This is a genomic window from Actinomadura fibrosa, from assembly GCF_900659615.1.
GTDB classification, from domain to species: domain Bacteria; phylum Actinomycetota; class Actinomycetes; order Streptosporangiales; family Streptosporangiaceae; genus Spirillospora; species Spirillospora fibrosa.
Window position 1 is genome coordinate 1 of record NZ_CAACUY010000127.1, and the last position, 19,484, is coordinate 19,484.

Annotated in this window: 19 protein-coding genes and 2 riboswitches; of the genes, 8 read left to right on the forward strand and 11 right to left on the reverse strand. The window is 72.1% G+C overall.

The features are described from left to right. From E1300_RS31220 to E1300_RS31240, 5 genes are all read left to right on the forward strand, one after another. Nucleotides 1-713, forward strand: a 713-nt coding sequence (locus tag E1300_RS31220) for an NYN domain-containing protein (protein ID WP_207400059.1), incomplete at its 5' end; no start/stop codon positions are given. A gap of 148 nt (nucleotides 714-861) precedes the next feature. Further along, entirely contained in the window at nucleotides 862-1,917 is a 1,056-nt protein-coding gene (locus E1300_RS31225; RefSeq protein ID WP_242619499.1) for a C40 family peptidase, read from the forward strand. Nucleotides 1,918-2,435: 518 nt separating this feature from the next. Further along, a riboswitch (cyclic di-AMP (ydaO/yuaA leader) is annotated at nucleotides 2,436-2,627 on the forward strand. Between the two features lie 297 nt (nucleotides 2,628-2,924). Beyond that, nucleotides 2,925-3,021: riboswitch (cyclic di-AMP (ydaO/yuaA leader) on the forward strand. Between the two features lie 29 nt (nucleotides 3,022-3,050). Continuing rightward, complete coding sequence (locus E1300_RS31230; RefSeq protein ID WP_242619500.1) at nucleotides 3,051-3,956, forward strand: CHAP domain-containing protein; 906 nt, start codon at nucleotides 3,051-3,053, stop codon at nucleotides 3,954-3,956. 36 nt (nucleotides 3,957-3,992) lie between these two features. Then, nucleotides 3,993-5,366, forward strand: coding sequence for a basic secretory family protein (locus E1300_RS31235; RefSeq protein WP_242619501.1), 1,374 nt, complete (start codon nucleotides 3,993-3,995; stop codon nucleotides 5,364-5,366). Nucleotides 5,367-5,379: 13 nt separating this feature from the next. Then, entirely contained in the window at nucleotides 5,380-6,723 is a 1,344-nt protein-coding gene (locus E1300_RS31240; protein WP_131760694.1) for a M48 family metallopeptidase, read from the forward strand. A 64-nt stretch (nucleotides 6,724-6,787) separates the two neighbouring features. On the opposite strand, the gene E1300_RS31245 is transcribed toward E1300_RS31240, so the two are convergent. From E1300_RS31245 to ctaC, 4 genes are all read right to left on the reverse strand, one after another. Continuing rightward, complete coding sequence (locus tag E1300_RS31245; RefSeq protein ID WP_242619502.1) at nucleotides 6,788-8,023, reverse strand: L,D-transpeptidase; 1,236 nt, start codon at nucleotides 8,021-8,023, stop codon at nucleotides 6,788-6,790. 184 nt (nucleotides 8,024-8,207) lie between these two features. Beyond that, nucleotides 8,208-8,618, reverse strand: coding sequence for a cytochrome c oxidase subunit 4 (locus E1300_RS31250; RefSeq protein WP_131760696.1), 411 nt, complete (start codon nucleotides 8,616-8,618; stop codon nucleotides 8,208-8,210). A 3-nt stretch (nucleotides 8,619-8,621) separates the two neighbouring features. Then, entirely contained in the window at nucleotides 8,622-10,211 is a 1,590-nt protein-coding gene (ctaD, locus tag E1300_RS31255) for an aa3-type cytochrome oxidase subunit I (protein WP_242619508.1), read from the reverse strand. A gap of 74 nt (nucleotides 10,212-10,285) precedes the next feature. Beyond that, entirely contained in the window at nucleotides 10,286-11,116 is an 831-nt protein-coding gene (ctaC, locus tag E1300_RS31260; RefSeq protein ID WP_442316426.1) for an aa3-type cytochrome oxidase subunit II, read from the reverse strand. A gap of 127 nt (nucleotides 11,117-11,243) precedes the next feature. Here ctaC and E1300_RS31265 point away from each other — a divergent pair, with 127 nt between their 5' ends. After that, nucleotides 11,244-12,422, forward strand: a complete 1,179-nt coding sequence (locus tag E1300_RS31265; protein WP_131760699.1) for a cysteine desulfurase family protein — start codon at nucleotides 11,244-11,246, stop codon at nucleotides 12,420-12,422. Then, a complete protein-coding gene (locus E1300_RS31270) occupies nucleotides 12,419-12,730 on the forward strand; it encodes a sulfurtransferase TusA family protein (protein ID WP_131760700.1) in 312 nt (103 codons plus the stop codon). Before E1300_RS31265 ends, E1300_RS31270 begins: the two co-directional genes overlap by 4 nt. Before the next feature lie 198 nt (nucleotides 12,731-12,928). On the opposite strand, the gene E1300_RS31275 is transcribed toward E1300_RS31270, so the two are convergent. Next, nucleotides 12,929-13,915 carry a carbohydrate kinase family protein gene (locus tag E1300_RS31275; protein WP_131760701.1) on the reverse strand — a complete coding sequence of 329 codons (987 nt, stop codon included), beginning with the start codon at nucleotides 13,913-13,915 and terminating at the stop codon, nucleotides 12,929-12,931. Nucleotides 13,916-14,083: 168 nt separating this feature from the next. Next, a complete protein-coding gene (locus tag E1300_RS31280) occupies nucleotides 14,084-14,446 on the reverse strand; it encodes a HesB/IscA family protein (RefSeq protein WP_131760702.1) in 363 nt (120 codons plus the stop codon). Nucleotides 14,447-14,682: 236 nt separating this feature from the next. Between E1300_RS31280 and nadA the strand changes: the two genes are divergently transcribed. Continuing rightward, nucleotides 14,683-15,837 carry a quinolinate synthase NadA gene (gene nadA, locus E1300_RS31285; protein WP_242619504.1) on the forward strand — a complete coding sequence of 385 codons (1,155 nt, stop codon included), beginning with the start codon at nucleotides 14,683-14,685 and terminating at the stop codon, nucleotides 15,835-15,837. Here nadA and E1300_RS31290 read toward each other — a convergent pair. The 5 genes from E1300_RS31290 to E1300_RS31310 form a co-directional block, all read right to left on the reverse strand. Further along, on the reverse strand, nucleotides 15,834-16,625 hold the full coding sequence (locus E1300_RS31290) for a maleylpyruvate isomerase family mycothiol-dependent enzyme (RefSeq protein ID WP_131760704.1): 792 nt from the start codon (nucleotides 16,623-16,625) through the stop codon (nucleotides 15,834-15,836). The genes nadA and E1300_RS31290 overlap by 4 nt on opposite strands. Nucleotides 16,626-16,798: 173 nt before the next feature. Next, a complete protein-coding gene (gene pspAB, locus E1300_RS31295) occupies nucleotides 16,799-17,368 on the reverse strand; it encodes a PspA-associated protein PspAB (protein ID WP_131760705.1) in 570 nt (189 codons plus the stop codon). Continuing rightward, nucleotides 17,368-18,285 carry a zinc metalloprotease HtpX gene (htpX, locus tag E1300_RS31300; protein ID WP_131760706.1) on the reverse strand — a complete coding sequence of 306 codons (918 nt, stop codon included), beginning with the start codon at nucleotides 18,283-18,285 and terminating at the stop codon, nucleotides 17,368-17,370. The genes pspAB and htpX overlap by 1 nt, the downstream gene beginning before the upstream one ends. 85 nt (nucleotides 18,286-18,370) lie before the next feature. Further along, nucleotides 18,371-18,649, reverse strand: a complete 279-nt coding sequence (pspAA, locus tag E1300_RS31305) for a PspA-associated protein PspAA (protein WP_131760707.1) — start codon at nucleotides 18,647-18,649, stop codon at nucleotides 18,371-18,373. Then, nucleotides 18,646-19,449, reverse strand: a complete 804-nt coding sequence (locus E1300_RS31310; RefSeq protein ID WP_165503070.1) for a PspA/IM30 family protein — start codon at nucleotides 19,447-19,449, stop codon at nucleotides 18,646-18,648. Before E1300_RS31310 ends, pspAA begins: the two co-directional genes overlap by 4 nt. Nucleotides 19,450-19,484 lie beyond the last annotated feature (35 nt).

The following is a 19,484-nucleotide window of genomic DNA, read 5'->3' on the forward strand; positions in this document are numbered from 1 at the left end:
ACCTGGCCGCCGCCCGGGACGGTTCCGCCGCGGCGGAGAAGGAGCTCCGCAAGCTGCGCGCCCGCGCCGCCCAGGCGGAGGCCGCCGCCGAGGCCGCCAAGCGGGCCGCGCGCGAGGGCCGCAACGTCGACGACGTCCGGCTGCGGATGCTGCTCGACACGCTCCAGGACGCGGCGCAGGGCGTCCGCCGCGAGCTGGCGCTGCCCTCGACGATCGGGCGGCCCGCGGACGCGGTGGGCGGGCTGGAGCCCGACCGGCTGGCGCACCGCGCGCTGCCCGGCCGCGCCCTGTCCGACGGCGACCCGCAGCTTCTGGACCGGCTGCTCACGCTGCCGCAGGTCCATCTGGTGGTGGACGGCTACAACGTGACCAAGACCGGGTACGGGGAGCTGCCGCTGTCGGACCAGCGGAACCGGCTGCTGTCGGGTCTCGGCGGCCTCGCCGCGCAGACCCGCGCCGAGGTGACCTGCGTGTTCGACGGCGCCGAGCTGGAGGCGCCGGTGGCCATCGGCGCGCCGCGCGGCGTGCGGGTGCTGTTCAGCCGGCCCGGGCAGACCGCGGACGAGCTGATCGGCGACCTGGTGCGGGCGGAGCCGGAGGGCCGCGCGGTCGTGGTGGTGTCGAGCGACCGGGAGGTGGCGGACGCCGCCCGGCGGGCCGGCGCGCGCCCGGCGCCGTCCACGCTGCTGCTGCGCCGCCTCGGCCGGTCCTGACCGCATTCGGACGCTCCGTGATCTTGTCACTACGCAAAGTGGTGCATTGGCGGCGAAGTCAATCAAGTTGTGACGTTTCGGTTGTGACGGGTGGTGCCCCTCGCTAGTGTCGTCGGCTGACGTCGTGGACGAGAGGGGCAATCCGACCGTGGCCAATGAGATCATCGGGGCCTCAGGGCGCACGCGCGACCGGCGCGGCGCACGCGCGGGGCGCGGGACGCCTCGCAAGCTGGCGGCCACCGCCTGCCTGGCGATGGCGACCTCCTTCGCGTTCCCCCCGGTGGTGGCGCACGCGGCCGCGCCGAAGCCCAGCGCGGCCGAGGTGCGCAAGAAGCTCACCAAGCTGAACGAGCAGGTCGACCAGGCCGTCGAGAAGTACAACAAGCTCAACGAGCAGCTCAAGATCGCCAAGCGCAAGCTGGACGCCGCCAAGAAGTCCAGCAAGGGCGAGGAGACGGCCTTCGAGCAGCAGCGCTCGAAGATCGCGCAGATGGCCGCCGACGCCTACAAGAACGGCGACTCCACCGATGTGACCGGCTTCGTCGGCAGCAAGGACCCGCAGTCGGTCCTGGACCAGGCCGCGGTGTTCTCGCACCTGTCGCAGGAGCGCAGCTCCCAGCTCACGCAGTTCCTCGCCACCGCCCAGCGGCTGCGCCGCGAGCAGGCGCAGGCCCAGGCGTCCTACGACGACGTCGCGGGCAAGGCCAAGGAGCTGCGCGACAAGAAGAAGGAGCTCGACAAGCAGGTCAACGAGCAGAAGAAGCTGCTGAAGAAACTCGGTGTGAAGACGCCGTCGAGCAGCGGCGGCAGCGGCGGCGGCACGGGCGGCACCTACACCGGCCCGGCGAGCGGCTCGGCGCGCAAGGCGCTCGACTTCGCCTACGCGCAGCTCGGCAAGCCGTACTCCTACGGCGCGGCCGGCCCGTCCTCCTACGACTGCTCCGGCCTCACGATGAGCGCCTGGAACGCCGCGGGCGTCAGCATCACCCGCACCACCAACTCGCAGTACGCGGCCACCAAGCGCGTGGCCAAGAGCAACCTCCAGCCCGGCGACCTGGTGTTCTTCAACAGCCTCGGGCACGTCGGCCTGTACGTGGGCGGCGGCAAGATGATCCACGCCCCGCACACCGGGGACGTCGTGAAGATCGTCGACATCACCTCGGGCTACTACCTGTCCAACTACTACGGCGCCGGCCGTCCCTGACGGCCTCCCGTCCGGGCCTTCGCGGGTCCCGGACGGGGCCCCGCGCGGGGCGCGCGGCACTCCTCCCCGGCAACGGACCAGGTCTGACCTGGTCCGTTGTTGATTTTGGGGGGGTTTGCCTTCTGATGACGCTTTGGTACCTTGTCAGCACCCATGGCGCCCTCCAGGCGCTCTGGCCCCGCGGTGCCCACCGGGAACCGCGGCCCCACGCGGCACATCCAGTCGCCGCGTGCCGGCGGTGCGAGCCACGTGCCGCCCTCCCCCGGCGGCGCGCCCCACGCGCCGTCCCCGCGGCGCCCGAGGCGCCGCACCGGTCTCGCGCAGAGACCCGGCCGGCCCCCGGCCCACCGTGCGCACGCCGCAGCGTGCATGGCGCTGAGCGCGCCACGGCGGTCCGCTGACGGAGCCGGCCCAGGGCGGTCCCCCGGACAGGGGCCGCCGCCCTCACAACATCAACGCCGCTCTTTCGCACGCGGGGCACAGGGCCCCGCGCCGGGCCCCATCGCGCCCCCAGGATCGCAGCGGCACCGCCGAGTCCGCCGTCGCGCGGAGCCGGGGACCCACATCGGCCGGAGTCCGGGGACCTTCCCTGGACGGGCATGCCGGCCCCGGGGTGAATCGGCGCGCCTCTCCCCCGCGAGAGCCGCCGTAGGGCCACTTCCACGCCCGAACCCGTCAGCTAACCCGGTAGGCGTCTTGGAAGAAGGAGTGAGTTCTGTCCAGTAACCCGCAGCAACGACACCGACGCACGGCCCGCCGGAGGACGCCGCCCAGCGGCGCCGGACGGCCCGGATAGCCGCAGGCGGTCCCGGGCGTGGCCGCCGGCGATCGAGCGGCCACGCCCCCGCCCCCTGCTTCCGGGCGCCTTCGTCCCGGATCACGACCCCCGACCGAACCCCTCGGGCGCCGCAGCGCGCCCACCGCCGAGTCCGCACCGTGCCGTGCCGTGTGCTCAGCGTGCCCGCGAACCTCCGCGGGCCCGCGTCCCAGCCACCCCCCGCACGGCTTCCCGCGGAGCCGGGGACCCACTTCCCCCGGGGTGAATCGGCCTGTCCGCAGGCCGTAGGGCGCCTTCCACGCCCGAACCCGTCAGCTAACCCGGTAGGCGGCATGGAAGCCAAGGAGACGCCCTCGTGGCAGGCAAGCACCGCAAACCCAGCTCCCGTTCCTTCCCGCTCCCCGCACCCCCGTCCTTCTCGCTCCCCGCCCTCCCCTCCCTCTCGCTCCCCGCCTCCCTCCCCACCCGGCTGCCCGTCCCGCTGAACTGGCGGACGACCGGCGGCGTCCTCGCCGGCGCCGCCGTCCTCGGCACCGCCGCCGTCACCGCCCAGGCGTCGGTCCTGCCGTTCGGCTCGAAGCCGTCCGGGCAGGCGGCCGCCGAGATGGCCGCGGGCACGGCGCCCGCGAAGGCACCGGCCAAGCCCGGGGCCCCGACCGGATCGGCGTCCGCCCGCAAGGCGCCCACCGCCCCGAAGAGCTCCGCGCCGGGCACCGCACGGCGCGCCACCGGAGCCGCACCCGGGGCCGCACCCGGGGCGAAGCCGTCGCGTCCCACCGCCGCCGAGGCGATCAAGCTCGCCCGGTCGCAGGTGGGGATCAGCGAGGACGGAAACGGCGAGACGAAGTTCCAGGAGTGGTACATGGGCACCTCGCGCGCCAGGGAGACGGTCGCGCGCGACGGCGGCTCCGTCGGCGGCTACAGCGACGCCTCCTGGTGCGACATGTTCATCTCCTGGGTCGGGGACCGGCTCGGGTTCGGCTACGGGATGGGCCAGGACGCGTGGACCGTCGCCCACGCCCGCTGGTTCCAGGAGAACGGCCGCTGGGGCTCCGAGCCGAGGCCCGGCGCCATCGTGTTCTACGACTGGGACGGCAGCGGCGAGACCGGCGGCATCAACCACGTCGGCATGGTGATCAAGAAGAACGGCGACGGGACGATCCAGACCGTCGAGGGCAACACGGACAACTCCGTCCAGGTCAAGACGCGGTCCACGGGCAGCGTCGTCGGGTACGGCTACCCGGCCTACGCGCCGCGATGACGCGCCCTCCCCGGCGGGCTGCATAGGATCGCGCGCATGGAGGACGGTCCCGAGGACGCCTCGCGAAGCACCGGGCAGGGCGTCTCGCAGGACGCCGAGCCCGACGCCGAGCACCGCGCCGAGCCCGACGCCGAACAGGGCGGCGGGCAGGGCGCCGGGCAGGGCGGTGCCCTCTCGCGGCGCAGGGCGATCGCCCTGGGCGCGGGAGGCACCGCCCTGCTGCTCGCCGGGGGCGCGGGCCTGCTCAGCGCGCGCTCCGGCCACACCAAGGCACCCTTCCCCGAGGCCACGAGGCCGGCCGGGGCCTTCGACCCCGCCATGGCGGGCGTCATCCTCGCGAACCGGGCGCGGGCGCTCGAAGAGGGCGACCGCACCGCGTTCCTCGCGACGGTCGGCTCGGCGCCCGCCGCCTTCCAGGACGCCCAGTCACGCCTCTACGACAACCTCCGCAAGATCCCGCTGGAGGGCTGGCGGGAGCGCGTCGTCAGCACGCAGATCACCGACGGGAGCACCGGCGACACCGTCGTCCGCGTCGAGGTGCGGTACCGGCTGCGGGGCTTCGACCGCGGCGACGTCGCCCGCACCCGCTACCTGATGCTCGCGCCCCGCGACGGCACCTGGGTGATCGTCGGGGACGGCTCGTCCCATGGGCACGCCGACGACGCCGAGATCTGGGACGGCGGCCCCCTCAGCGTGGTCCGGAGCCGGTCGTCCCTCGTCATCGGCGACGCCGCCGGCCTGGACGGGATCGCGGCGCGCCTCGACGCCGCGGTGCCGGTCGTGACGGGCGTCATCGGCAAGGGCTGGCCCCAGCGCGCGGTCGCGCTCGTCCCCGCCGAACCGCGGCTGGCCACGGCCCTCGCCGGGCAGAACGAGGACCTCGGCGACATCGCCGCGCTCGCCACCACCGTGCCGTCCGCGTCCGGCGGCCGCGGCGAGGACCGCGTCATCGTCTCCCCCGTCGCGTTCGCCCGGCTGAACGAGCTCGGCCGCGACGTCGTCCTGACCCACGAGCTCACCCACGTCGCCACCGGCGGCGCCCGCGACGGCACCACGCCGCTGTGGCTGATCGAGGGCTTCGCGGACTACGTCGGCTACCGCCGCGCGAAGATCGGCGTCCGGCCCGCCGCCGGGGAGCTGCGGAGCGAGGTCGCCGCCGGGCGGCTGCCCGCCGCCCTCCCCACCGCCGCCGACTTCACCGGCGGCTCGCAGCGGCTGTCGCAGGCCTACCAGGAGGCCTGGCTCGCGTGCAGGATGGTCGCGGACCGGTACGGTGAGGCGACGCTCGTGCGGCTGTACCGGACCGCCGGACGCGTCCCGGAGGCCGTCGCGCTGCGGGACGTCCTCGGCCTCACCCGGGACCGCTTCACCGGCCTGTGGCGCGACTACCTCAAGAGGGAGCTCCAGTGACTGCGAGGGCAGAGTGAGGCGGCCCCGGATCGCCGCCGCGGTCGCGGCGGCCGTGCTCTTCGCCGCGGTGGGGATCGTCCTCGCCCTCACCACGCCCTGGAACCCGCTGCCCGGACGCGTGCCCGGCGGCCACGCGAAGGCCGATCCCGCGCTGGACTTCACCCCCGCCGAGATCGCCCGCTCCCGGGCGTTCGACTCCGCCGTCAACCCGCCCGCCTACGCCGGCCTGCTCGCGGGCCTGGTGCTGGTCGCCGTCCTCGGGTTCACGCCGCTCGGCGCCCGCTTCATCGGCTGGACCACCGCGCGCGTCCGGCGCTGGCCCCTCCGGGTCATGCTCGCCGCCGCGGCCCTGACGACGCTGCTCCGGCTGGCCGGGCTGCCCTTCGACATCTGGAGCGAGCACGTCCTGCGGCGCTACCGCCTGTCGACCCAGGCGTGGCCGGCGTGGCTCCTCGACCAGCTCAAGTCCCTCGCCGTCACGTGGGTGATGTACACGATCGCGCTGCTCCTGCTGTACGCGCTGGTGCGCCGGTTCCCGCGCTACTGGTGGGCGGGCGCCGCCGCCGGCGGGTTCGCGCTGGTCGTGGCCGTGTCCTTCATCTACCCGGTGGCCGTCGAACCGGTCTTCAACAAGTTCCACTCGCTGCCGCGGGGACCGCTCCGCACCGAGCTGCTGGCGATGGCCCGGCGCGACGGCGTCCCCGTGAAGGACGTCCTGGTCGCCGACGCGTCCCGCCGGACGACCTCGCTGAACGCCTACGTGTCGGGCTTCGGCTCCACGCGCCGCATCGTCCTGTACGACACGCTCCTCAAGTCGCCGCCCGCGCGGATCGAGTCGATCGTCGGGCACGAGCTGGGGCACGCCAAGCGCAACGACGTCCTCTGGGGGACGCTCGTGGGCGCCCTCGGCGTCGCCGGGGCCATCTGCCTCCTCCACCTGCTCCTGACCTCGCCGCGCCTGCTGCGGCGCGCCGGGATCGACCCGGACGCCCCGCCGCCCGCCCCGCCCGGACGGTCCCCGGACGCGCGCGGCACCGGCGCGGCGAACCCGCGGTCGATGGCGCTGCTGCTGGCCCTCGTCGCGGTCGGGACGCAGATCGGCGCGCCCGTCCAGAACCTCGTCAGCCGCCGCATCGAGGCCCGGGCCGACGCGCACGCGCTCGACCTCACCCGCGACCCGTCGACGTTCGTGTCGATGCAGCACGAGCTGTCCGTCCGCAACATCTCCGACCTGGACCCCGACGCCTTCGAGTACCTGCTCTGGCTCACCCACCCGGCCGGGCCCGACCGGATCGCGATGGCCCGCGACTGGGCCCGCATGCACGGCACCCCGGTCCCGCCGCCGCTGAACCGCTAGGCCGGGACGCCCCCGCCGGATCGGTCGCCGCCGGATCGGCCGCCGCCGATTCGGTCGCGGCGGGTCAGTCGCCGCCGGCGGCGCGCGGGCCGGTCGGCTGGGCACCGTTGCCGGACTGCGCCGACAGCGTCGACGCGTCCGCCCGCGGCCCGGTCGTCACCGGCCGTTTGAGCGCGCCGCCGTTCACCCAGTCGTTCCAGTCCATCTGCCAGTAGCCCCAGCCGTTGTCCGGCTCCAGCTCCCGGCTCGTGCCCGTCACCTCGATCGGGTCGCCCCGGTAGGACAGGTTGTAGAACCACTTCGCGGCGGACGGGGACACGTTGATGCACCCGTGGCTGACGTTGTCGTGCCCCTGGTCGCCGACCGACCACGGCGCGCTGTGCACGAACTCGCCGCTGTCGGAGATGCGGACGGCCGAGTAGACCGTCAGCCGGTAGTAGCCGGGGCAGCCCGGACCGCAGCCCACGGTCGACGAGTCCATGATCTCGGGGCTCGACTTGTCCATCGTCAGGTGGTCGCCGTTGGTGGTGGTGTACTTGCGGAGCCCGCCGCGTCCCATGCTGGTCAGGATCGTGCGGGCCTTCTTCCCGTTCACGGTGACGACCATTTTGTGGGTGTCCTCGCCCACTTTCGAGATGTGCGAGTCGCCGATCGTGAAGTCGACGGTCGTGTTCTTCCCGCCGTACACGTTCGCGCCGGTGCGGACGCCGCTCAGGTGCGCCTGGAACCGCACCTTCGTGTGCGCGGGCCAGTGCTGCCGGGTGCGGAACACGACCTCCGGGCCCTCGTCGCCCTCGAACCAGTGCCACGCGCCCTCGACGGGACGGTCGGAGCTCACCTCCAGCGCCCGCTCGACCGCGGCCCGGTCCGTCACCTTCCGGTCGAACCGCACGATGATCGGGATGCCGACGCCGACGGTCTCCTTGTCGTAGGGGGCGTCCACCGTCACCCCGGCCTTCTTCTTCGCCTTGACGGTCGTGAAGCTGCTGGTCGCCGTCCGGCTCTTGCCGTCCTTGCCGACGGCCGTGGCCCGCACGGTGTACTCCCTGCCCGGGTCGAGCGACCAGCGCGACCGCCACTGCGTCCTGTCGGCGCTCAGCGCGCCCTGGACCGGGGTGCCGTTGGTGAAGACCGTCACGTTCTCGATCGTCCCCCGGCGCGCCTGGACGGCGATCGGGACGTCCGGCAGGGCCGCGCCGCCGCCCGGCGAGATCGCCAGCTCGGCCGCGTTCCTCGCCCGCTCCGACGCGCTCTCCGAGCAGCCCGCGAGCCCCGCCGCCAGAGTCGCGCCGACGAGCACCGCGGTCGTCCGCGCCCCCCGGTCCCTCGGTCCTGAGCCACCGACTCCCATGGTGGACCCCCGGTCGTCCGCACTGGGCGAAACCGATCGTCTGACCAGCCCGGTCGCTGGAACGACGCCCAGATGAAAGGGCCGGTACCCATAAATTTGTGGGTACCGGCCCCTCTTGGGCTTCTTTTACCGGCTAGTGGGCGAAATGGCCCCGGTAGTACTCGAACACGAGTCCGATCGTCGCCATGACCGTCGCGGCCGCGCCGAGGATCACCAGCCACCAGCCGAACACCACGCCGAGCGCCACGAGCGCGGCCGACAGCGCCAGGAACAGCGGCCACCAGCTGTGCGGGCTGAAGAACCCCAGCTCGCCCGCCGCGTCCGCGATGTCGCCCTCCGGGTCGTCCTCGTACAGCGGGCCCTGGTTGGCCCGCTCAAGGCGCCGGACGGTGAAGTGGATGTAGAACCCGATCAGCCCGGCGAGGCCGATCGCGAGCGCCAGCGCCGTGGTGCCCGTCCAGTCGCCGGACCACAGCCAGTACACGACGTCGGTGGCGAGGAAGAAGACCGCGCAACCGTAGAACATGAATGCCTGGACGCGCATCGGCTACTCCCCCTTCGTCCCGGCGAGCTCGCCCTTCGCGCCCACGTGCGGGTGGTGCAGGTCGAACGCCGGCCGCTCCGAGCGGATCTTCGGGATGAAGTTGAAGTTGTGCCGCGGCGGCGGGCACGACGTCGCCCACTCCAGCGACGAGCCGTACCCCCACGGGTCGTCGACCTCGACCCGCTTGCCCTTCTTCGCCGTGATGTACACGTTGTAGAAGAACGGCAGCAGCGAGCAGCCGAGGACGAACGAGAAGATCGTGGACAGCTCGTTCAGGCCGTGGAACTCGTTCGGGTAGTCGGCGTACCGGCGCGGCATGCCCTCGGCGCCCAGCCAGTGCTGGACGAGGAACGTGCCGTGGAAGCCGATGAACAGCAGCCAGAAGTGGACCTTGCCGAGCGTGTCGTTCAGCATCTTGCCCGTCCACTTCGGCCACCAGAAGTAGAAGCCCGCGAACATCGCGAACACCACGGTGCCGAACACCACGTAGTGGAAGTGCGCCACCACGAAGTAGGAGTCGGAGAGCTGGAAGTCCATCGGCGGCGACGCCAGGATGACACCGGTCAGACCGCCGAACAGGAACGTCACCAGGAAGCCCAGCGACCACAGCATCGGCGACTCGAACGTCAGCTGCCCTCGCCAGATCGTCCCGACCCAGTTGAAGAACTTCACCCCCGTGGGCACGGCGATGAGGAACGTCATGAACGAGAAGAACGGCAGCAGCACCTGGCCCGTCACGAACATGTGGTGCGCCCACACCGTGACCGACAGGCCCGCGATCGTGATGGTCGCGAACACCAGGCCGATGTAGCCGAACACCGGCTTCCGGCTGAACACCGGGAGGATCTCCGTCACGATGCCGAAGAACGGCAGCGCGATGATGTAGACCTCCGGATGCCCGAAGAACCAGAACAGGTGCTGCCACAGCAGCGCCCCGCCGTGCGCGGCGTCGAACACGTGCGCGCCGAGCTTGCGGTCGGCCTCCAGCGCCAGCAGCGCCGCGGCGAGCACCGGGAACGCCAGCAGCACCAGGATCGAGGTCAGCAGGATGTTCCAGGTGAAGATCGGCATCCGGAACATCGTCATGCCCGGCGCCCGCATGCACAGGATCGTCGTGATGAAGTTGACGGCGCCCATGATGGTGCCGAAGCCCGACATCGCGAGGCCCATCACCCACATGTCGCCGCCGACGCCCGGCGAGCGCACCGCGTCCGACAGCGGCGCGTACGCGAACCAGCCGAAGCTCGCCGCGCCGCCCGGCGTCAGGAAGCCCGCGATGACGATCAGGCTGCCGAACAGGAACAGCCAGTAGGCCAGCATGTTCATGCGCGGGAACGCCACGTCCGGCGCCCCGATCTGGAGCGGCATGATGACGTTGGCGAACCCCGCGAACAGCGGCGTCGCGAACATCAGCAGCATGATCGTGCCGTGCATCGTGAACAGCTGGTTGAACTGCTCGTTGCTGACGATCTGGAGGCCCGGCTTGAACAGCTCGGACCGGATCAGCAGCGCGAGCACGCCGCCGAACAGGAACATCACGAACGACGTGATCAGATAGAGGTAGCCGATCACCTTGTGGTCGGTGGACGACATCCAGGAGGCGATGATGCGCCCCTTGCTCGTCCGCGACGCGGCGACCGGCGCGCTCGGTGCGTGACTGACAGCGGTCACTGGGCACCCCCCGCGGCCTTGGCCTTGGAATCGGCGATGAACTTGGCGTACTCGTCGGGCGTCACGACCTTCAGCTGGAACAGCATCCGGCTGTGGTCGACGCCGCAGAGCTCGGCACACCGGCCCTCGTAGGTGCCGGTCTTCTTCGCCGTGAACTCGAACTCGTTGGTGTAGCCCGGCATGACGTCCTTCTTGTAGAGGAGCGCCGGGACCCAGAACGAGTGGATGACGTCGTTGGAGTGCAGGCGCACCCGGACCGACCTGTCGGACGGGATCGTCATGACGGGCTTCGGACCCGCGGGAGCGTTCGGCGCCACCGGCTGGCCGACCACGGAGGCGACCGTCTTCTCCTGGCCGGTGCTGTCCCGCTCCTTGTAGTCGAACTGCCAGCTCCACTGGAACGCGATCACGTCGATGGTGACGGCCGGGTTCTTGCTGGTCCTCTCGACGTAGTTCTCGTCGCGGGCGGTGAAATAGAACAGCACCGCGATGATGACGAACGGGACCGCCGTGTAGAGGATCTCGATCGGCATGTTGTAGCGCACCTGCGGCGGCAGGTCGTCGGAGCGCTTGCGGTGGAACAGCACCGCCCAGATGATCAGGCCCCAGACGACGGCCCCGACCGCGAACGCCGCGATCCAGGAGCCCTGCCAGAGGTGCAGCATGCGCTCGGCCTGAGCGCTGATCGGCTCGGGCATGCCAAGGCGGGACGCCTCGCCGCTGCACGCGGTGGCCCCCATCGCCAGCAGCCCAAGCGCGCCGGCGCTCTTCAACGCGCGGCGACCGCGCACAGGCGTACGCCGCTCCCTAGAGCGGGTCGGACTCACGGAATGCCTTCCCCACGGATGAAAGCCCGGTCGTCCGGGCGGTGAGATCAGTTGTTGCGGATGTGGTGGACACACTAGCGCGAGGGTCGCGCGAACCCCCGATCGGGTGCCCGGTTAGTGTTCTGGCGTGGCTAACTCCAGCGCGCCGGGCGGCTACTTCGACGCCGCCTCCACCGAGCCGCTCCACCCCGCGGCGCGGACGGCGCTGCTGGAGGCGCTGGACGCGGGATGGGCCGACCCCGCACGGCTCTACGGACCGGCCCGCGGCACCCGCATCCTGCTCGACCGGGCCCGCGCGCGCGTCGCCGGCGTCCTGGGCGCGCGCCCCGACGAGGTGTCCTTCACCTCGTCCGGCACCCAGGCGGTGCACCTGGCGGTCCTCGGGGGGCTCCAGGCGCGCCGGCGGGCCGGGCGCCACCTCGTGGTGAGCGCCGTGGAGCACTCCAGCGTGCTCCACGCCGCCGAGCTCCACGAGCGCGACGGCGGCGAGGTCACCACCGTCCCCGTCGACCGCACCGGCCGCGCCGACCCCGCCGCGTTCGCCGCCGCCCTCCGGCCCGACACCGCGCTCGCCTGCCTCCAGTCCGCCAACCACGAGGTCGGCACCCTCCAGCCCGTCGCCGAGGTCGCCGCGCTGTGCCGCGAGGCCGGCGTCCCCCTCGTCGTCGACGCCGCCCAGTCCCTCGGCCGCGCCCCCGTCCCCGCCGGCTGGTCGTTCCTCACCGGCAGCGCCCACAAGTGGGGCGGCCCGCCCGGCGTCGGCGTCCTCGCCGTCCGCAAGGGCACCCGCTGGCGCAGCCCCCTCCCCGCCGACGAGCGCGAAGGCCGCCGCGTCCCCGGCTTCGAGAACGTCCCCGGCGCCGTCGCCGCGGCCGCCGCCCTGGACGCCTACCAGGCCGACATGGCGGACGAGGCCCCGCGCCTGTCCGCCCTCGTCGACCGCGTCCGCGAACGCGTCGCCCGCGACGTCCCCGACGTCGAGGTCGTCGGCGACCCCGTCCGCCGCCTCCCCCACATCGTCACCTTCTCCTGCCTCTACGTCGAAGGCGAGGCGCTCCTCACCGAACTCGACCGGCTGGGTTTCGCGGTTTCCTCAGGAAGCTCCTGCACGGCGGATACGCTGCGTCCAAGTCATGTGCTTGAGGCGATGGGGGTGATTACCCATGGGAACGTGCGGGTATCGCTGCCGAATGGCGTCGAATCGGCGGAGGTCGACCGCTTCCTCGCCGAACTCCCCGGCACCGTCGCCCGCCTGCGCCGGACCACGTTGAACACCATCGAGACAGGGAGGCGGTCGCGCCCATGAGGTTCCGAGGCCGCGCCAAGCACCAGGCGCCACCCGGCACCGGCTCCGCGCCGACCCCCGCCGAGCCCCCCGCGCCGCCGCCCGTCCTCGTCATCGACGCGCTCGGCCGCAAATGCCCCATCCCGATCATCATGCTCGCCGAGCGCATCCGCGAGGTCCCCGTCGGCCAGATCGTCGCCGTCCTCGCCGACGACGCCGCCGCCCGCACCGACGTCCCCGCCTGGTGCCGCATGAAGTCCCAAGACTTCGTCTGGGAAGAAACCCTCCCCCAAGGCGGCTGGGGCTTCCACATCCGCAGAACGTATTGAATTGCCTCGCCTCCGCTCGGCGGCGAGGCGGCGCTTTACGCGCCGTCTTCCCTCGTCGGTCGGTCGCTTGCGCTCCCTCTCTCCTCAGTCCAGACGGCGCGCGCCGCCTCGCGTGACGGCTGAGCTTCACCCCCGGCTCGTGCGCATGGCGAAGGGCCGCGTCCTTGTGGGCGCGGCCCTTCGTCTTGCGTGCTGTGGTTACGGGTTGGGGCAGGTCAGGTGGGGGGCCACTTCTGCGGCGGCTTCGTCGCCGTAGGCGGCGGCGAAGCGGTCGAGGAAGGCCTGGCGGGCCAGGGCGTACTCCTGGGGGCCCGCGGCTTCCAGGGCGTGCGCGGCGATGGTGTTGCCGACCTGGGCGGCGCGCTCCAGGGGGAGGTTCCAGGCGGTGGCGGAGAGGAAGCCGCTGCGGAAGGCGTCGCCGACGCCGGTCGGGTCCACCACGGTCGTGACGGGGACGGCGGGGACGTGCACGCCCTCCTCGCCCTCGCGGTCGATGACGACGCCCTTCGCGCCGAGGGTGGTGACGCGGACGCCGACGCGGGCGAGGATCTCCTCGCCGGACCAGCCGGTCTTCTCCTCGGCGAGGGCCTTCTCGTACTCGTTGCTGAACAGGTAGGCCGCGCCGTCGATGAGGCGGCGGACGTCCGCGCCGTCCATGCGGGCGAGCTGCTGGGACGGGTCGGCGGCGAACGGGATGCCGCGCTCGCGGCACTCGTCGGTGTGCCGGAGCATGGCGTCGGGGTCGTTCGGGCTGATCACGACCAGGTCGAGGCCGCCGACGCGGTCGGCGACGGGCTGGAGCTCGATGGAGCGGGCCTCGCTCATCGCGCCGGCGTAGAACGTGGCGATCTGGTTCTGGGCCTGGTCCGTCGTGCACAGGAACCGCGCCGTGTGGTGCACCTCGGACACGTGGACGGACTCCGTGTCGACCCGGTGGCGGCCGAGCCAGGAGCGGTAGTCGGCGAAGTCGTCGCCGACGGAGCCGACGAGGATCGACTCCTTGCCGAGGCTGCCCATCCCGAAGCAGATGTTGGCGGCGATGCCGCCGCGGCGGATCTTCAGCTCGTCCACCAGGAAGGACAGCGACACCTGATCGAGCTGATCGGGCAGCAGCTGGTCGGTGAACCGTCCGGGGAAGGTCATGAGATGGTCGGTCGCAATGGAGCCAGTCACGGCGATGCGCACGGCGTCGCTCTCCTCGTCGTGGTCGTCCGGCTGTTCACCGGCTGTTTCAACCCGGAAAGACTACTTCCCCTCCGGCCGCGCGTCGCGCCGGGAGCGTGCCCGGCAACGAGAACGGGGCGGCCCGGAATGGATCCGGGGCCGCCCCTCCAGCGCTCGTCGAGCCGCGCTCTAGTTGAAGCTGTCGCCGCAGGCGCAGGAGCCCGAGGCGTTCGGGTTGTCGATCGTGAAGCCCTGCTTCTCGATGCTGTCGACGAAGTCGATCGTGGCGCCGGTCAGGTAGGGGGCGCTCATCCGGTCGACGCGCACGGCGAGCCCGTCGAAGTCCTGGATCTGGTCGCCGTCCATCTCCCGCTCGTCGAAGAAGAGCTGGTAGATCAGACCCGAGCAGCCGCCCGGCTGCACGGCGACACGCAGCGCAAGGTCGTCGCGGCCCTCCTGCTCGAGCAGGCCCTTGGCCTTCTCGGCGGCGGCGTCGGTGAGAATGACGCCCTGCTGCGTGGTCTCCTGCGTGGTCTCGCCTGAAACCGTCATGTGTTCAGCTCCCGGGTCTCGCTGCGCCGCGGGTGCGGCGAACTGTGCTTGTCCTCCGAGGACGTCGTACGCCTCTTCCAGTTAGACAACGTACCTCGCCACAGGGCCATTCCGCTTATCGCGGGTGTTTAACGGCCGGAGCCGGTGCGGTCTACGTCACACCGACGGATCCGCCGGGATGTGCCATGATTAGTCGTCAAAGCGACGATAAGTCCCGTCGCAGGAGGGAGACTCCCGTGACCACCCCAGTGCGCGACCTTCCACTGCTGCTGCTCGGCAGCGCCTCCGACCCGGCCAGCGAGCGGGGCGTGGACTGCCCCGGCGAGCTGCCGCCCGCGTCGGACCCGGCGCTGGTCGAGCGCGCGGCCGCCGCGAAGGCCGCGCTCGGCGACCGGGTGTTCGTCCTCGGCCACCACTACCAGCGGGACGAGGTCATCCGGTTCGCGGACGTCACCGGCGACTCGTTCAAGCTCGCCCAGCAGGCGGCGGCGCGGCCCGAGGCGCCGTACGTGGTGTTCTGCGGCGTGCACTTCATGGCGGAGTCGGCCGACATTTTGACCGCCCCGCACCAGCAGGTGATCCTCCCGGACCTCGGTGCCGGGTGCTCCATGGCCGACATGGCCACGTTCGACCAGGTCGAGGAGTGCTGGGACGTCTTGGAGGACGCCGGCGTCGCGGACGACGTCGTCCCCGTGACGTACATGAACTCCTCGGCCGACATCAAGGGGTTCGTCGGACGGCACGGCGGCGTCGTGTGCACCTCGTCCAACGCCAAGCGCGCCCTGGACTGGGCCTACGCCAAGGGCAAGAAGGTGCTGTTCCTGCCCGACCAGCACCTGGGCCGCAACACGGCCGTCCTGGAGATGGGCTTCTCGCTGGACGACTGCGTGGTCTACAGCCCGCACCGGCGGGAGGGCGGCCTCAGCCATGCGCAGCTGCGGGACGCCAAGATGATCCTCTGGCGGGGGCACTGCTCGGTGCACGGCCGGTTCACCAGGGAGTCGGTGGACGACGTCCGCGCGCGGGTGCCCGGCGTCAACGTCCTGGTGCACCCGGAGTGCCGGCACGAGGTCGTGACGGCGGCGGACCAGATCGGGTCCACGGAGTACATCATCAAGACGATCGAGGCGGCGGAGCCCGGCTCGTCCTGGGCGGTCGGCACCGAGCTGAACCTGGTGCGGCGGCTGGCGAACGCCCACCCGGACAAGAACGTCATGTTCCTCGACAAGACCGTCTGCTACTGCTCGACGATGAACCGCATCGACCTGCCGCACCTCGTCTGGTCGCTGGAGTCGCTGGCGCGCGGCGAGGTGGAGAACGTCATCCGGGTGGACGAGGAGACCGCGCACTACGCCCGCAAGGCCCTCGACCAGATGCTGGCGCTCCCCTAGATCGCCGAGTTCTCCACCCAGTGGACGAGCAGGTCGTCGTCCCCGGTGACGTCGAGGGCAGGGTCGCCGAGCTTGCGGCGCCCCCAGAGGAACAGGTAGACGTCCGAGACGCCGCCGCGCACCGCCGCGTCGGCGCTCTCGGCGCCTCCGGCCGCTGGAAGCGCGTGCCGGCTCCACTCGAAGCGGTCGGGCAGGAGGCGGAAGATCCACCGGGCGCCGATGTCGCCGGCGTCGAAGGCGAGCGTCTCGCCGTCGCCGCGGAGGTTCTCGATCTTGGGGGCGAACGCGGCGGCGCACTCCAGGTTGCCGAGCAGCTCGTCGACGCCGTCGGCGGCGGTCGCGGGCGCGACCGCGGGCTCCCGGCCGAGCGCGATGTCGAGGTCGCAGCGGTGGACGGCGCTCTCGTGGAGCATCCGCCGCGACCAGAACCGCGCGTGCCGGTCCTCGCCCCACGTCCACACCGGGGCGTCCGGGGCGGCGGCGCGCAGGACGGCGACGAGCCGCTCCCCGCCCTCGGTGAACCAGGGCACGTGGTCGACCGAGGCCGCGGGGAAGGTGACGCCGATCTCGCGCAGGCTGAGCCGTCTCGGCGCCGAGACGCGCACCGTGGCGGCGGCCCAGCGGTGGATCGCGCCGAGGTGCCGGAGGAGCTCGCCGATCGACCAGCCGGGGCAGGTCGGCACCGGCGCGTCGAGGTCGGCGCCGCGGGCGCCGTCCGCGAACGCGGCGATCTCGGCCTCCACCGCGTCGCAGTAGCGCCCGTGGTCCCAGGGACGAGGTCCCGTCATTGCCCCTCCCGCGCGAACGCCCCGTGCACCGATCCGCCTTTTCGGGCGGCGGCCCCGGGCTCCGGGTCGACCCCCGGACACTGACACCTGACCCTGCCATACCCAGCGGGATCTCAAAGAACGGGCGTGACCGGGCCCGGAAGCCCGGGCCCGGCCCGGCCGATGGCGGCCCGTCAGAGGCCGGGGGCTCCCCAGACGGGGAACCAGCGGCCGAGGTCGTCCTCGAACGCGAGGTCGGCGCCGATCGCGCCGCGCACCTGGAGCTCCAGCGCGTTGTCGCGCTTGTCGCCGGGGAGCGGGGCGAACGGGTAGAACGTCCCGCGCTTGTACAGGTAGACGAGCGCGAGCCGCTGCCCGTCGGGCCCGCGGAACCCGGCCAGGGAGCACAGCAGGTGCGGGCCGAAGCCGCCGCCCTCCAGCGTCGCGTTGACCGCGTGCAGGTCGGTGACCAGCTCCGGCAGCTCCTGCGGCGGGTGCGAGGCGAGCAGCCAGGTGTAGCCGTAGGAGTCGTTGCTGATCTCGACCTTCGGGCCCTCGTCGGCGTCGAGCAGCTCCTGGACCTCCTGCTGGAGCCGCGCGAACGCGCCGCCCTCGGCCGCACGGAAGCACACCGAGCCGAGCCCGGTGGGCGTGAACCCGGTGGCGGCCTCCAGCGTGATCGCGGCGGTGGACAGCCCGAACAGCCGGTCGAGGTCCGGCTTGACCGGCTTGGACCGGCCGAGCAGCGTGTCCAGGAAGCCCATCAGACCCCCCGGCCGAGCTGGTCGGAGATCTTCGCGAGCTGGGCGAGCCGCCGGTCCAGCGACGGGTGCGTCGAGAACAGCGAGGCGACGCTGACGCCGCGGCCGAACGCCGGGGTGAAGAAGAACGCGTTGAACGCCTGGGTGGAGCGCAGGTCGTTCGTCGGAATCCGCGCGATCTCCCCGCTGACCTTCGTCAGCGCGCTGGCGAGCGCGGACGGGCGGCCGGTGAGCAGCGCGGCGGCGCGGTCCGCGGACAGCTCGCGGTAGCGGGACAGCGCCCGGGTGAGCAGGAAGCTCACCGCGTAGGCGACCGCGCTGACCGCGACCACGGCCAGCAGGATCAGGCCGGTGTTCTGGTCGCCGTCGCGGCGGTTGAAGCCGCCCCACAGGCCCCACTCCAGCCCGAAGCGGGTGATGAGGCCCGCGCAGACGCCGAGGAACGAGGCGATCGTCATGACCGCGACGTCCTTGTGCGCGACGTGCGCCATCTCGTGGGCGAGGACGCCCTCCAGCTCGACGGGGTCGAGCCGCCGGAGGATCCCGGTGGTGACGCACACCACGGCCTTCTTCTGGTTCCGGCCGGTGGCGAACGCGTTGGGCACGTCGGTGTCGGCGATCGCGACCCGCGGCTTCGGCGCGTCCGACATCGCGCAGATGCGGTCGATGACGCCGTGCAGCTCGGGGGCCTCCTCGGGGGAGACCACCCGGCCGTGCATGGCGAACATCGTCAGCCGGTCCGAGAAGAAGTACTGGGCGAGCATGAAGAGCACCGCCACGACGAGCGCGATCGCGCCGAACTTCGGCGAGATCGCGAAGAACGCCGCCACGAAGACGACGTAGACGAGTCCCAGCAGGAACATCGTCACGAGCATGCGCGACGTCAGCCCCCGGTCGGAGGCGTAGCGCGTCCGGGCCATTCGATCCCCCAGTCCTTCCCGATTCACTTGTAGGAACGTGCCAGGCCCCGTTTTTGTGCCGGGCCCGTCCCCGTGGGAGACGGGCTCAGTCCGGGATCAGGCCCTCGTCCCCCAGCATCGAGCGGACCTCGTCGATGTGCGCGTCCGCCGGCGGGAGGATCAGCTCGGACGGGGCCAGGCTGTCGGCCGGGAGCGGCTTGCCCACCTTGCGGACGTTCTCCAGCAGGGCGTGCAGCGCGGCGCGGAACGTCGCCTCGTCGCCGGAGTCGATCGCCGCCTCCAGCTCCGAGTCGAGCGTGTTGAGCGCGGCCAGGTCGTCGGCGGCCACGTCCAGCTGCCCCTCGCCCATGAGCCGGACGATCACTGGGCACCCCCGGGCTGCTGCGGCCACGGGGCCTGCTGCGGGGTGTCCTGCTGCTGCGGGCGGGCGGTCGGGGTGCCCTGGTTCAGCTCCTTGGGCGCGGGGCCCTGGCCGAGCTCGGCCTTGAGGCGCTCCAGTTCGAGGTCGACGCCGGGGCCGGAGCCCATGCGGTCGAGCTCGGCCTGGATGTCGTCCTTCGGGCCGGAGAAGTCCTCCAGGGCACCGGAGGCGAGCAGCTCGTCGATCGCGCCGGCGCGGGCCTTCATCGTCTCGGTCTTCTCCTCGGCGCGCTGGATCGCGAGACCCACGTCGCCCATCTCCTCGGAGATGCCGGAGAACGCCTCGTTGATCTTGGTCTGCGCCTCGGCGGCGGTGTACGTCGCCTTGATCGTCTCCTTGCGGGTGCGGAAGGAGTCGACCTTCGCCTGGAGCCGCTGGGAGGCGAGCGTCAGCTTCTCCTCCTCGCCCTGGAGCTGCTGGTACTGCGCGCGCAGGTCGTTCAGCTGGCCGTCCAGGCCGGCGCGGCGGGTCAGCGCCTCGCGGGCCAGGTCCTCCCGGCCCACCTGAAGCGCCTTCTTGCCCTGGTCGGTCAGCTTGTTCTGCTGCTGCTCCAGCTGGTTGATCTGCAGCTCAAGGCGCTTGCGCGAGGTGGCGACGTCGGCGACCCCCCGACGGACCTTCTGCAGCATCTCCAGCTGGCGCTGGTAGGAGTAATCGAGCGTCTCACGAGGATCCTCCATGCGGTCCAGGGCCTTGTTCGCCTTGGACTTGAAGATCATCGACATTCGCTTCATCACGCTCATCGCGCGGCGCCGGTCCCTTCGTGCTGTCGCTCAGT